Source organism: Streptomyces tendae, assembly GCF_008632955.1.
Classification (GTDB): domain Bacteria; phylum Actinomycetota; class Actinomycetes; order Streptomycetales; family Streptomycetaceae; genus Streptomyces.
This window is the reverse complement of record NZ_CP043959.1, coordinates 2,942,247-2,955,736: the sequence shown is the minus strand read 5'-3', so window position 1 is coordinate 2,955,736 and position 13,490 is coordinate 2,942,247. Positions and strand designations below refer to the sequence as shown.

Sequence of the window (13,490 nt, the reverse complement as noted above, 5' to 3'; positions counted from 1 at the left end):
GGCTTCGTACGCGTACCGCTTCCTGCAGCGTCCGCCACTTGCCTTCCCCTCGCTCATCGGGCCCCGCGCACGCCTGCGTGCCGGGGCCGGTCGCGCCGCTGCGACCCTAACCGCCGCACGCCGTGCCCGTCATGTCCGACCGGCCCGTGGACCTGTTCCGCGCACAACCGCCCGGAAACGGGTAGACCGGTCCCATGACCGCCACGACCGACGTGACCGACGGGCCCGACGTCACCGACGGGCCCGGACTCGCCGACCGGATCCTCGGCGGCTGGCTGGGCCGGATCGCCGGAAACATGCTGGGCAAGCCGGTGGAGCAGGGCGAGGTGTGGACGCGCGACCGCATCGACCGCTACCTGCGGGCGACGGACGCGCTGCCGCTCTACCGACTACGCGCTGCCGCTCACCGACTACCTGCCCGGGCCGCCGTCCGAGAGCGAGGAGCGGGCGCTGCGCCCGGAGTGGCGGTACTGCGTGCGGGGCCGGGTGCACGGCAGCTGCCGGGACGACGACGTCGACTACGCGATCCTCGGCCTGCACCTGCTGGAGACCCACGGCTTCGGGTTCAGCACCGAGCAGGTCGGCGACCTGTGGCTGCTGCGGCTGCCGTACCTGCAGACCTTCACCGCCGAGCGGGCCGCGTACCGCAACCTCGCCGGCGGTCTGAAGCCGCCGCTGACGGCGACGTACGACAACCCGTACCAGGAGTGGATCGGCGCGCTGATCCGGGCCGACGTGCACGGCTGGACCTCGCCGGGCGCCCCGCGCCGGGCCGCCGCCCTCGCCCGCAAGGACGCGGTGCTGTCGCACACGGGCAACGGCGTGTACGGCGCGATGTGGGCGGCGGCGCTGGTCGCGGCGGCGTTCACGGCGCCGACGGTGCGGCAGGCGGTGGACGAGGCGCTGACGGTGATCCCGGCGAGCAGCCGGCTGGCGCGCACCGTGCGCCGGGTGACGTCCCTGCACGGGAGCGGCCTGTCCTGGGAGGACACGCTCTCCACGCTGGAGGAGGAGACGGCGGGCCTCGGCTGGATCCACACGGTTCCGAACGCCGCCGTGCTCACCGCCGGCCTGCTGTACGGCGACGGCGACTTCTCCCGGACCGTGGCGCTGACGGTGCGGGGCGGTCTGGACACCGACTCCAACGGCGCGACGGCCGGTTCGGTGGCCGGCGTGATGTGCGGCGCGGCGGCCGTGCCGCAGCAGTGGAAGGAGCCGCTGCAGGACACCGTGCGCAGCGCGGTCTTCGGGTTCGACGGGGTGCGGATCAGCGAGCTGGCGGAGCGGACGCTGCGGCTGGCGCAGGCGGCGGTCTGAGCCCCTGTCGGCGTCGGCCGTGCTCCGGCGTGTGCGCCCGTCGTGTCGATCATGGGACGGCGTGTGCTGCCGTGCGCCGTCGGGGCAGGTGGCGACCGCCCCGGTGAGGCCCGTCGGCGCCGTTACCCTTCCCGCATGACCACCACGCAGGACACCCAGGACTTCGCCAGCTACGTCGCCTCCCTCCCCCGTGTCCTCGCCGGGGCCGCCGCGCTCTTCCGCGACGCGGAGGGGCGGGTGCTGCTCGTCGAGCCGAACTACCGGGAGGGGGGGGCGCTGCCCGGCGGCACCGTCGAGTCGGACGACGGGGAGAGCCCGCGCGACGGGGCGCGGCGGGAGACGGCCGAGGAGATCGGCCTGGACCGTGAGCTCGGCCGGCTCCTCGCGGTGGACTGGGTACGGACGCCGGGCGTCCCGCCGCTGGTGGCGTACCTGTACGACGGCGGTGTGCTCGGTGCGGACGAGCTGCGGGCGATCCGGCTCCAGGAGGAGGAGCTGCTGTCGTGGCGGCTGGTGGAGCGCGAGGAGATCACCGCGCACCTGCCGGGCTCCCTCGGCCGCCGGGTGCTGGCCGCCCTCGACGTGCTCGCCGACGGCTCGGGCACGGCGGAGCTGGAGGACGGCCACCGGGTGCACTGACCCGCCCGGAATCCGCTCGCCGCGCGCGCCCCTGCCGCCCTACCCTCGCCGCATGAGCAAGCCCCTCGTCGCCCTCCTGACCGGCGCCGGCGTCAGTACCGACTCCGGCATCCCCGACTACCGCGGGCCCGCCGGACTGTGGCGCCGCGACCCGGACGCGGAGAAGCTCGTGACGTACGAGTACTACATGGCCGACCCGGAGATCCGCCGCCGGTCGTGGCGGATGCGGCAGGAGAATGCCGCCGCGCTGCCCGAACCGAACGTCGCCCACCGCGCCGTGGCCGAGCTGGCGCGGTCCGGGGTGGCGGTGCGGGTGATCACGCAGAACGTGGACGGGCTGCACCAGCTCGGCGGCATGCCGGACCGCAAGGTGCTGGAACTGCACGGCACGGCGCGCACCGTCGTCTGCACCACGTGCCGTGCGCGGACGCCGATGGAGGACGCCCTGGCCCGCCTGTCGGCCGGCGAGGAGGACCCGCCGTGCGCGGACTGCGGGGGCATCCTGAAGCCGGCGACGGTGATGTTCGGCGAGGCGCTCGACCCGGTGGTGCTCGGGGAGGCAGTGGCGATCACCAAGGCGTGCACGGTGTTCGTCGCGGCCGGCACCAGCCTCCAGGTCCACCCGGCCGCGGGCCTCGCCCAGGTCGCCGTCGAGCACGGCGCCCGCCTGATCGTGGTCAACGCGGAACCGACGCCGTACGACGCCCTCGCCGACGAGGTCCTGCACGAGCCGATCGGCACGTCCCTGCCGGCGTTGCTGCGCCGGATCGCCGCCTAGAACAGGGGCGTCCCGCGTTCGAAGTCGAGCAGGCGCCGCTTGCGGTCCAGGCCACCGCCGTAGCCGGTGAGACCGCCGGTGGAGCCGATGACCCGATGGCAGGGCACGATGATGCCGACCGGGTTGCGGCCGTTCGCGAGTCCGACCGCGCGGGAGGCCTTGGGGTTGCCGAGGAGGTCGGCGAGCCGGCCGTAGGTGCGGGTCTCGCCGTAGGGGATGCGCGTCAGCTGCTCCCACACCCGGCGCTGGAAGGGGGTGCCGTGCAGGCGCAGGGGGACGGTGAACTCCTTCAGGTCGCCCGCGAAGTAGGCGGCGAGCTGTTCCTTCGTCTCGGCGAAAGGGATGTCGTCGGGGGCGCCGAAGGTCTCCTCGGCCGGGCGGTGCCGCTGGCCGGCCATGTAGAGGCCGCACAGGACGCCGTCGTCGGCGACGAGGGTCAGGGGCCCGTAGGGGCTGTCGATCACGGTGTGCTGTCTCATCGGCTGTGGGTCCTCCGCTGCGTCAGGCCGGCAGGAAGTTGATCGGGTGGCTGTCGGTCGCCCAGAGGTACTGGACGGCGTAGGCGCGCCAGGGGCGCCAGGCCGACGCGCGGGCGGTGAGGGCGGACGGGGTGGACGGGAGGCCCAGGTCGCGGGCGGCGCGGCGGACGCCGAGGTCGGTGGGGAGGAAGGCGTCGGGGTCGCCGAGGGCGCGCATGGCGATGACGTCGGCCGTCCAGGGGCCGAAGCCGGGGAGGGCGAGGAGCGCGGCACGGGTCGCGGACCGGTCGCTGTCGGCGCCCAGGCGGAGGTCGCCGTCCGCGAGCCGGCGGACCAGGGTGGTCAGGGTGGTGCGGCGGGTGCGGGGCATGGCGAGGGCGTCCGGGTCGAGCGCGGCCAGTTCCTCCGGGGCCGGGAAGAGGTGGGTGAGGCCGCCCTCGGGGTCGTCCACGGGGGTACCGTGCGCGGTGACCAGGCGGGCCGCGTGGGTGCGGGCGGCGGCCGTCGTCACCTGCTGGCCGAGGACCGCGCGGACGGCGAACTCCGCCTCGTCGACCGTGCGCGGCACCCGGCGGCCGGGTGCCTTGTCGACGAGGGGCGCGAGCGCGGGGTCGGTCCGCAGCTGCTCGTCGACGGCGACCGGGTCGGCGTCGAGGTCGAGCAGGCGGCGGCAGCGGCTGATGGCGACGGTGAGGTCGCGGGGGTCGCTCAGGGCGAGCCGGCAGGCGATGTGGTCGGGGCGCGGGGCCAGCGTCACGATGCCGTGGCCGTACGGGAGCCGCAGCGTGCGCCGGTAGGCGCCGTCCCTCCATTCCTCCACGCCGGGCACGGCGGTCGCGGCGAGGTGGCCGAAGAGGTTGTCGGGGTGGAGCGGGGCACGGAACGGCAGGCGCAGGGAGAGCGTGCCCGGGGTGTCGCGGCGCGCGGTGTCCCGCGGGGTCCGGGCGCGAAGGTCGCTCGGGGTGAGCGCGTACACCTCGCGCACGGTGTCGTTGAAGGTGCGCACGGAGGAGAAGCCGGCCGCGAAGGCGACGTCCGCCATCGGCAGGTCCGTCGTCTCGACGAGCGTCCGCGCGGTCTGCGCGCGCTGGGCGCGGGCCAGGGCGAGGGGTCCCGCGCCCAGCTCGGCGTACAGCTGGCGTTCGATCTGCCGGGTGCTGTAGCCGAGGCGGGCGGCGAGTCCGGTGACGCCCTCGCGGTCGACGACGCCGTCGGCGATCAGCCGCATGGCGCGGGCCACGAGGTCGGCCCGCACGTTCCACTCCGGGGAGCCGGGGCTGGTGTCGGGGCGGCAGCGCTTGCACGCCCGGAACCCGGCCTGCTGGCAGGCGGCCGCGCTCGGGTGGAAGACCATGTTCTCCGGCTTGGGCGGGACGACCGGGCAGCTGGGGCGGCAGTAGATGCCGGTGGTCAGGACGGCGGTGTAGAACCAGCCGTCGAACCGTGCGTCCTTCGACTGCACGGCGCGCACGCAGCGCTCGGTGTCGGTGTACATCCCCTGGTGCATGTCTCCAGGGTCGGCCACGGGGGCGTGGCCGGTCTGGCGGAAATCCGACATGCGGGTCCCGGGGCGTACGGGTTCACCCGCCGGGTGCCGCCAGGAGCTCCCGCATCGTTTCCGCCGCCCGTACCGCCGCGTCGCCGCAGCAGTTGTTGAACAGCACGTGGAGTTCATCCGTCCGCTGTGCCGCGCGGCGCAGGCGCGGCACCCAGGCGGCGAGTTCCGTCACGTCGTAGTCGTGACGGAAGCGGTCCTCCTTGCTGCCCCTCCCCCATGCCCCGCTGCGGCCGTGGAACCGTACGACCGCCAGGGCGGGGCGGGTGACCGGGAGGACGGGCGGCAGGGAGGCGGTGAGTCCCTGGGCCATGTCGACGCCGACCGTCGTGGCGCCCAGGGAGGCCAGCAACTCCCACGTCTCGTCCGCTCGTTCGGGGTGCCACCAGGCGGGGTGGCGGAACTCGACGGCGAGCTGCCAGCCCTTGGTGCGTTCCGCGCAGTCCTCCAGGAAGCGTTCGGCCGGGGCGCCGGGGGTGAACCAGGGCGGGAACTGGAACAGTACGGCGCCCAGCCGTCCGGCCGTGCGCAGGGGATCGACCGCCTCGGCGAAGCGGCCCCACACCTCGTCCAGCAGGGCGGGGTCGGCCGGTCCGCGTCCGCGTGCGTGGCCGTGTCCGGAGGTGGGCGCGCGGTCGCGCAGGTCGGCCGGGAGCGCCTCGGGGCGGGTGGGGTGCCCGGTGAGCAGGGAGAACGCCTTCACGTCGAAGCGGAATCCGTCCGGGGTGCGCTCCACCCACAGTTCGCTGTTGCGTCGGCGCGGCAACGCGTAGTAGCCGGAGTCCACTTCGACGACCGGCAGCTGTTCCGCGTAGTGCCGCAGCCGCCCTTCGGCGTCGCGCCGTCCGCGTGGATACCAGCCGCTCGCGACGAGTTGGCGGTCCGTCCACGAGCAGGCGCCGACCAGGATGTCACCCATGGGAGCCCGGTTACCCGGGCTCCCATGAGTGTGCCGGGTCATCGGGTGGCAGTGGGCTTGCGGGAGAGGGCGAGCGCCCGGTCCACGTCGGTGAGCGGGCGCAGCCGGTAGGTGTAGGCGTAGTCGCGGTCCGCGAAGAGCTTGAACTCGTCGTGGGTGTGCGCGCCCCAGCTGTCGTCGCCGCCCACGCCCATCTGCCGGTGGCCGACCCGCAGCACGACCGCGTCCCGCGGGGTGAGCTGGTAGTCGTGGCGGACTCCGGCGGACAGGTCCTCCGGGGTGAAGTGCGAGGCGTTGATCTCCAGGAGGGGTTCGCCGGACACCAGTAGCCCGTGTCCGTCGCGGCCGGTCAGGGCGGCCCAGCGGACGTCGGTCTTGTTGCCGTTCTCCTGGGGGCGGATGTACGGCGTCCACTGGTCGGCCACCGTCGAGGTGTAACGGCCGACGTCGGTGCCGTTGTTGCGGTCCCAGTGGTTCTCCTCGGGACCGCGCCCGTAGTAGTGCAGGCGGTCCAGGCGGCGGGGCAGGAACAGCAGCGTGCCGACCTCGGGGAGGTAGGGGAGGTTCGCGGCGCCCGGGTGGAGGGTGTTGTCCACCTTGATCTCGCCGTGGCCGAAGACCGTGTACGTGGTGGAGTACGCGGACGCGACGGTGGTGGGGAGGGTGCCGGTGACCCGGATCTCGACGGCCCGGTCGTCGAGCGCCCGTACGGTGACGCCGGTGACCGTGCGCCGGGCGCCCGCGTCGCGCCAGGTCCGGTTGCGCAGGTGCTGGCCGTTGCCCCGGTCGTTGTCGGTGGGCGCCCGCCAGAAGTTGGGCACCGGCCCGGAGGTGAGCAGGCGGGTCCCGCCCGCCCGGTAGTCGGTGAGGAGGCCGGTGCGCCGGTCGACGGTGACGGAGAAGCCCTGGCCGGTGATCCGGATGTCCTCCTCGCCCACCTCGTGGCGCAGCGCGGGAACTCCCGCGAGGGGCACGGGCACCACGGCGGGACTGTCGGCGTCGAGCGGGAGCTGGTGCCGGGCCACCTCGAAGCCGGCCTCGGCCCAGGGGGTGCGCTCCCGGGTGGTGAAGGACAGCTGGAGGAAGAACTCCGTGCCGGGGGCCGGGTTCCGGGGCAGGCGCACGGGCAGTTCGACGGTCTTCTCGGACAGCGGCGCCACGTCGAGCTGGTCCCGGGTGAGCCGTCCGCCGCCGACCACCTCGCCGTCGGCGACCAGCTCCCAACGACCGTCGAACTGACGGAGGGTGGTGAACAGGTACTCGTTGGTGAGGGTGACGGCGCCGGTGCCGCCGCCGGGGGTGCGGGCGGCGCCGATCGCCTGGTGGACGCGTTTGATCTCGGCGGCCTTGCCGGTGAGCCCGCGGTCGGCGGTGAGGATGCCGTCGGCGACGAAGGCGCCGTCGTTGGGGTTGTCGCCCCAGTCACCGCCGTACGCGAGGAAGGTCCTGGCCTCGGGGCGCTCGCGCTCGGCCCTCACCGTGGCGGCGTCGAACCAGAAGCGCACGCCGTCGTCGCCGGGTGCCCGCTCCTCGGAGGCGAGTTCGGCCGCGGTGAGGGCGCGGGCGTGGACCCGGGCGCGGCGGATCGTGCCGTCGAACTCCCGGGTCTGGTTGTCCGCGTCGGAGGCGAGGGACAGCGGGGCGGTGTTGCTCGTGGGCCGGCGGTCGGTGGTGCGGGTCGCGCGGACGGCACCGTCGACGTGCAGGGTGAGGGTGCCCGCGTCGGCGTCGAAGACGCCCGCGACATGGTGTTCCCGGCCGCTCCAGTCGTCCGGCACGGGCCAGTTGACGGCGATCCACTCGCCGCCGGAGTGGATGAAGAACTCCACCGTGCGGTCGGTCTGTTTGAGGGCGTACTGGGTGTCGCCCTTGGCCACGATGGGCTGGTGGTAGCCGGGCACGCCCGGCGTGAACCACGCCTCCAGGGTGAGGGAGCCGGTGAGGTCCAGGCTGTCGTGCCGTTCGAAGACGGTGATGCCGGACAGGCCCTTGTCGCGGTCGAGGCGGCCGCGGGTGGCGAGGATCTCGCCGCGCAGCGCCGCGGGTCCCGACTCGGTGAGCAGGGTGCGGTCGGGCACGGGGGTGTGCAGGGACTGGTCGGCGAAGTCCCAGATCCAGCCGCCCTGGAGGACGTCGTGGCGGCGCACCACGTCCCAGTACTTCTTGAAGTTGCCGTTGGAGTTCCCCATGGCATGGGAGTACTCGATCATCACGTACGGGCGGGTGTCGGCGGTGTCCCGGGCGCGCTGTTCCACGCGGGCGGGGCTCTCGTACATGCGGGAGCGGATGTCGCTGACGCCGGGCCGGTCGTCGCCCTCGTACTGGATGACGCGGGTGGTGTCGTAGGAGCGGATCCAGTCGTGCATGGCGGTGAAGGTGGAGCCGCCGCCCGCCTCGTTGCCGAGCGACCAGATGACCACCGAGGGGTGGTTCTTGTCGCGGTGGACCATGTTCTGCGCGCGGGCGACGCAGGCGGCGGTCCAGTCGGGGTGGTCGCCCGGGTAGCGGTCGCGGATGCCGTGGGTCTCGAGGTTGGTCTCGTCGACGAGGTAGAGGCCGTACGCGTCGGCGAGTTCGTACCACAGCGGGTTGTCGGGGTAGTGCGAGGTGCGGACGGAGTTCATGTTCATGCGCTTGACGAGGGTGATGTCCCGGACCATGTCCTCGCGGGTGAGGGCGGTGCCGCGGGCCGGGTGCATCTCGTGGCGGTTGGTGCCGCGGAAGGACACGGGACGGCCGTTGATCCGCATCAGCCCGTCCTTGAGGGCGAACTCCCGGATCCCCACGCGGTGGGAGAGGGTCTCGACGACCGTGCCGGCCGGGTCGCGGAGCTGGAGGACGGCCGTGTAGAGGTACGGGTCCTCGGCCGACCACAGCCGGGGGCGGGGCACGGCCCGGGAGGCCCGTACGGTGACGTCCCGGCCGGCGTCGACCGTGCCGAGGTCGGCGGTCCGCCGCAGCGGCCGTGACCACACGGCGTGCCCGCGCGCGTCGTACAGCTGCGTCTCGACGGTGTACCGGCCGCCGCCCGCGCCGTCGCCGTACGCCCGCACGTGCGCGGTGACGTCCAGCTCGGCGGAGGTGTACGTGTCGTCCAGCGGCGTCTCCAGCTTGAAGTCGCGCAGGTGGACGGGCGGGGTGGAGTACAGGAAGACCGAGCGGAAGATGCCGCTCAGCCGGATCATGTCCTGGTCCTCCAGCCAGTCGCCGTCGGAGTAGCGGTACACCTCCACCGCGATCTGGTTGGTGCCCGGGCGGAGGTGGTCGGTGACGTCGTACTCGGACGGTGTGTAGGAGTCCTCGTCGTAGCCGGCCAGTTCGCCGTTGATCCACACGTAGTGCGCGGACTTGACGCCCTCGAAGTGCAGGAAGACGCGGCGGCCCCGCCAGTCGCGCGGGACGGTGAAGGTGCGGCGGTACTGGCCCACCGGGTTGTAGCGGGTGGGCGCGGCGGGCGGCTGCGGCTCCTCGCCCTGGCCGTTGGGGCCCCAGTAGGGGTAGGTGATGTTCAGGTAGATCGGGAAGTCGTGGCCGTGCAGCTGCCACACCGACGGGACGGGGATGGTGTCCCAGTCGCGGTCGTCGGTGTCGGTGCGGTGGAAGTCGGGATCCCGGTCCTCCGGGCGGTCCGCGTAGGCGAACTTCCAGGTGCCGTCGAGGTCGAGCCGGTACGGGGAGCGGGTGCGGTCGGCGGCGAGGGCCTGGGGGACGCCGGCGTACGGCATGAGCGTGGTGTGCGGGGCTTCGGTGCCGACCCGGAAGACGCCGAAGTCGTTCCACTCCGGCGGGCCGTCGTCCGGCAGCGGGCGTGGGCCGGCCGCGTGCGCGGCGCCGGACGGGGCGGACAGGGCGAGGGCGCCGAGCGCGGCGGCGCCGGACTCCAGGAGACGGCGGCGGCTGACGACCGGCCGTCCGGGGCGGGCGGGACCTGCGGCGGGAGACACGTGCGGGTGCGGCATGACCGTGGCCTTCCTCGGTTCGACAGGGCACTGCACGGACTGAGGGCGCGTCGGATCCCCCGACGGCGCGGCGTCACGGCGGCGACGTCACCCCAGGGGAGAACCACGACGGGTGGTGACGGTGCGACTACTGGGCCCGCCACACCCTAGGACTCGCACACAAACGAAGCAATGATGCCGTCGGACTCTGTGCGGTCGTGGTGGTTCCGCACGGGCCGAGACCCGGACGGGCCACGGTCCGTACCCGCCACGGCCGGGACGCGCCACGGTCCGCGAGCGCCGGGGTCCGCGAGCGCCGGGGTCCGGACGCGGCAAGCCCGCGTCCCGTCAGCTGCCGGTGGTGGTGCCTTCCGGTTCCGGCGTGCCGTGCTCGCCCAGCCAGCGGGCGAGCTTGCCGCTCCGGCCGATGGCCCGCAGCCGGCGTTCGGCGTCCTCGCGGTTCTCCGGACTGGCGATGAGCAGGAGTTCGTCGCCGGCGCGCAGCACGGTGTCGCGGTCCGGCACCAGTGTGGTGCCCTCCCGGACGATCAGGGTGAGAACGGTCGGGGGCGGCAGCCGCAGTTCGAAGACGGCCACACCGTGCAGCTGGGAGCTCTCCGGGATGCTCACCGTCAGCAGGTCGGCGTCCAGGACGTCGAGCGGCGCGGCCTCCACCTGGATCTCGCGCAGCGCGTCGCCGCGCACCAGGCCCAGGCGCCGGGCGACGGCGGGCAGGGTGGGGCCCTGAAGCAGGGTGAACAGGGCGACCAGCACGAACACGATGTTGAGGATGTCGCGGGCGTGCGGCACGTCCTCCACCACGGGGAAGGTGGTGAGCACGATGGGGACCGCGCCGCGCAGGCCCGCCCAGGAGATGAACGCCTGCTGCCGCCAGGGGACGCGAAACGGCAGCAGGCAGAGCAGCACGGAGACGGGGCGGGCGATCAGCAGCAGCACCAGGCCGACGACGAGGGCGGGCAGGATCGCGGCGGGCAGTTCGCTGGGGTCGACGAGCAGGCCCAGCATGACGAACAGGCCGATCTGGGCCAGCCAGCCGGTGCCCTCGGCGAAGGACCGGGTGGCGGCGCGGTGCGGCAGCTGCGAGTTGCCGAGGACCAGGCCGGACAGGTAGGCGGCGATGATGCCGCTCGCGCCGGCCGCGCCGGCGGCGGCGAAGGCGATGATGCCGAAGCCGACCGTGGCCAGCGGGTACAGGCCCGTGGCGGGCAACGCGATGTGGCGCAGGGCGACGGCGCCCAGATGGCCGATCACGACGCCCAGCAGGCCGCCGACCACGAGCTGGAACAGCAGGCTGCCGAAGAGGGGCCCGATCGCCGGGATGTCGCTCGTGGTGGTGGAGAAGACCAGCACCAGGATGATGGTCGGCGCGTCGTTGAAGCCGGACTCGGCCTCCACCAGTCCGGTCAGTCTCCGCGGCAGGGGCAGTGCCCGCAGGACGGAGAAGACGGCGGCGGAATCGGTCGAGGAGACGATCGCCCCCAGCAGCAGCGCCACGTTCCAGTCCAGGCCGAGCAGCCAGTGCGCCCCGGACGCGGTGACCACGACGGAGATCACCACGCCGAGGGTGGCCAGCACACCGGCGGGCGCGACCAGCCGCCGGACGTCGCTCCACCGGGTGGTCAGACCACCTTCGACGAGAATCACGGCCAGGGCGGCGGTGCCGAGCGCCTGGGCCAGCTGCACGTTGTCGAACCGCAGGCCGAGCCCGTCCTCACCGGCCACGATCCCCACCGCGAGGAACAGCAGCAGACTGGGCAGACCCACCCGGTGCGCGGTACGGGCGGCGGCGATACTGGCCAGCAGCACCGTGCCCGCGATGAGCAGTGTCAGGTACAGCTCGGGCAAGGTCATCAATCGGTTCCTCGTGCCGTCCTCTGCCGTCCGCCGCCCCCGGCCCCGCCGTCGGCGCCGTGCCTCACGATCACACCGGGCGGAGCGGCGCAGGCGCACATACACGCCAGGTGGAGGCCGGCGCCGACGGGGTCAAGAGGGCTCTTCGAACCCTCACCCGGCGGGGCGGGTGGCCGCCATAAGGGTCACCACCCAATTGGAGGCGTGCCGGACATGTACGACGGGAATGCTCGGTGCACGGATCTCGGTTCCCGGGCCGCATCTGGGTAAAGTGGTCGCAAAGGTGCCGGTTCCCGCCGCTGTGTACCGCCGGCACTCCGGCCGAAGCCCTCCACCCCGGGTGAGAAGAGGCGCGACATGGACTCCTGGCTGATCTGGCTGATCGTCGCGGCCGTGCTGGCCGTGGCGGAGATTCTCACTCTCACCGCCGCCCTCGGGATGCTGGGCGTGGCCGCGCTGGTCACGGCGGGGGTCGCCGCCGTCGGGATGCCGCTGGGGGTCCAGCTGGTCGCGTACGCCGTCCTCGCCGCCGTGACCCTGCTGTTCGTACGTCCCCTCGCCCTGCGCCACGTGGTGCGGCCGCAGGGTCCGCGTTTCGGTGTGGACGCGCTGGTGGGCAAGCCGGCGCAGGTGCTGACGGCCGTGTCGGGCACCGGCGGCAGGGTCCGCATAGACGGCGAGGAGTGGACGGCCCGCAGTTACGACGAAACGCTGGTGATCTCACCCGGAACGACCGTCGACGTCATCGAGATCAGTGGCGCCACCGCGATCGTCTACCCACGGGACTGAAGCCATGGACATCTCCGCCTCGCTCATCGCAGGCCTGCTGGTCGCGCTCCTCGCGATCTTCACCGTCGTGCGCGCGGTCCGTATCGTGCCGCAGGCGCGCGCCCGCAACGTGGAACGGCTGGGCCGCTACCACAAGACCCTGAACCCCGGCCTCAACCTCGTCATCCCGTACATCGACCGGGTTCACCCGCAGATCGACCTGCGGGAGCAGGTCGTCTCCTTCAAGCCGCAGCCGGTCATCACCGAGGACAACCTGGTCGTCGAGATCGACACCGTCCTGTACTTCCAGGTCACCGACCCGCGCGCGGCCTTCTACGAGATCGCCAGCTTCCTCCAGGCGGTGGAGCAGCTGACCGTCACCACGCTGCGCAACGTGGTGGGCTCCATGGACCTGGAGAAGACGCTCACCTCCCGGGACACCATCAACAGCCAGCTGCGCGGCGTGCTGGACGAGGCCACCGGCAAGTGGGGGCTGCGGGTCAACCGGGTGGAGATCAAGGCGATCGACCCGCCGCAGTCCATCAAGGAGGCCATGCAGAAGCAGATGCGCGCCGAGCGGGACAAGCGGGCCGCGATCCTGGGTGCCGAGGGGCAGCGCCAGTCGCAGATCCTCACGGCGGAGGGTGACAAGCAGGCGGCGGTGCTGCGCGCCGAGGGCAACCGGACCGCCGCGATCCTGGAGGCCGAGGGCCAGTCGCGGGCCATCGACGAGGTGTTCCAGGCCGTCCACCGCAACGACCCCGACCCCAAGCTCCTCGCCTACCAGTACCTGCAGGCGCTGCCGCAGCTCGCGCAGGGCCAGGGCAACAACTTCTGGGTGATCCCGAGCGAGATCACCAGCGCGCTGCAGGGTGTCTCCAAGGCGTTCAGCGAGGTGCTGCCGCCCTCGCCGGCCACCCGGGAGAAGCCCGCCGCCGACGACGCGGCCGCGGCCAAGGCGGCCGACGACACGGCCGAGGCGGCACAGGCCGCCGCCGAGGCGGTGGCGGACGCGGCGGAGGCGGACGGCCGCCCGCCGCGGGCCTGAACGCACGCGGCGGGCGCAGGGTGGCCGACCCGAGCGGGGCCCGCCGTACGCGGCCGTGCGGCCCACCGCGCAGGGGCCCGTGGCCGCCACGCGGGGTGTCCGGCCGGCCACGGCAGAGCGCCGTTGGCCGTACATACGCCGCGGCTGCGTACGCGACCGCGGCGCGACCGTAAGGAC

9 protein-coding genes and 1 pseudogene are annotated in these 13,490 nt (G+C 73.4%); 5 read left to right on the top strand and 5 right to left on the bottom strand.

The window, feature by feature from the left end:
• The first annotated feature begins 194 nt into the window (after positions 1–194).
• The 3 genes and pseudogenes from F3L20_RS13695 to F3L20_RS13685 all read left to right on the top strand — a co-directional run bounded on the left by F3L20_RS13695 (position 195) and on the right by F3L20_RS13685 (position 2,734).
• Positions 195–1,317, top strand: a pseudogene (locus F3L20_RS13695) (ADP-ribosylglycohydrolase family protein).
• Between the two features lie 135 nt (positions 1,318–1,452).
• Positions 1,453–1,956 (top strand): NUDIX domain-containing protein, encoded by a 504-nt coding sequence (locus F3L20_RS13690; RefSeq protein ID WP_150154630.1) that lies wholly within the window; start codon positions 1,453–1,455, stop codon positions 1,954–1,956.
• Between the two features lie 52 nt (positions 1,957–2,008).
• Positions 2,009–2,734 (top strand): SIR2 family NAD-dependent protein deacylase, encoded by a 726-nt coding sequence (locus F3L20_RS13685; protein WP_150154629.1) that lies wholly within the window; start codon positions 2,009–2,011, stop codon positions 2,732–2,734.
• Here F3L20_RS13685 and F3L20_RS13680 read toward each other — a convergent pair.
• From F3L20_RS13680 to F3L20_RS13660, 5 genes are all read right to left on the bottom strand, one after another.
• Positions 2,731–3,213, bottom strand: a complete 483-nt coding sequence (locus tag F3L20_RS13680; protein ID WP_150154628.1) for a methylated-DNA--[protein]-cysteine S-methyltransferase — start codon at positions 3,211–3,213, stop codon at positions 2,731–2,733. The two genes, F3L20_RS13685 and F3L20_RS13680, sit on opposite strands and share 4 nt — an antisense overlap.
• 22 nt (positions 3,214–3,235) lie before the next feature.
• Positions 3,236–4,708 carry an AlkA N-terminal domain-containing protein gene (locus F3L20_RS13675; protein WP_150157323.1) on the bottom strand — a complete coding sequence of 491 codons (1,473 nt, stop codon included), beginning with the start codon at positions 4,706–4,708 and terminating at the stop codon, positions 3,236–3,238.
• A gap of 85 nt (positions 4,709–4,793) precedes the next feature.
• Positions 4,794–5,687, bottom strand: a complete 894-nt coding sequence (locus F3L20_RS13670) for a DUF72 domain-containing protein (protein WP_150154627.1) — start codon at positions 5,685–5,687, stop codon at positions 4,794–4,796.
• Between the two features lie 38 nt (positions 5,688–5,725).
• Complete coding sequence (locus tag F3L20_RS13665) at positions 5,726–9,646, bottom strand: glycoside hydrolase family 2 TIM barrel-domain containing protein (RefSeq protein WP_150154626.1); 3,921 nt, start codon at positions 9,644–9,646, stop codon at positions 5,726–5,728.
• Positions 9,647–9,973: 327 nt separating this feature from the next.
• Positions 9,974–11,497 carry a potassium/proton antiporter gene (locus F3L20_RS13660; protein ID WP_150154625.1) on the bottom strand — a complete coding sequence of 508 codons (1,524 nt, stop codon included), beginning with the start codon at positions 11,495–11,497 and terminating at the stop codon, positions 9,974–9,976.
• 357 nt (positions 11,498–11,854) lie between these two features.
• Here F3L20_RS13660 and F3L20_RS13655 point away from each other — a divergent pair, with 357 nt between their 5' ends.
• Complete coding sequence (locus F3L20_RS13655; RefSeq protein ID WP_145826415.1) at positions 11,855–12,286, top strand: NfeD family protein; 432 nt, start codon at positions 11,855–11,857, stop codon at positions 12,284–12,286.
• Between the two features lie 4 nt (positions 12,287–12,290).
• Positions 12,291–13,313, top strand: a complete 1,023-nt coding sequence (locus F3L20_RS13650; RefSeq protein WP_150154624.1) for an SPFH domain-containing protein — start codon at positions 12,291–12,293, stop codon at positions 13,311–13,313.
• Positions 13,314–13,490 lie beyond the last annotated feature (177 nt).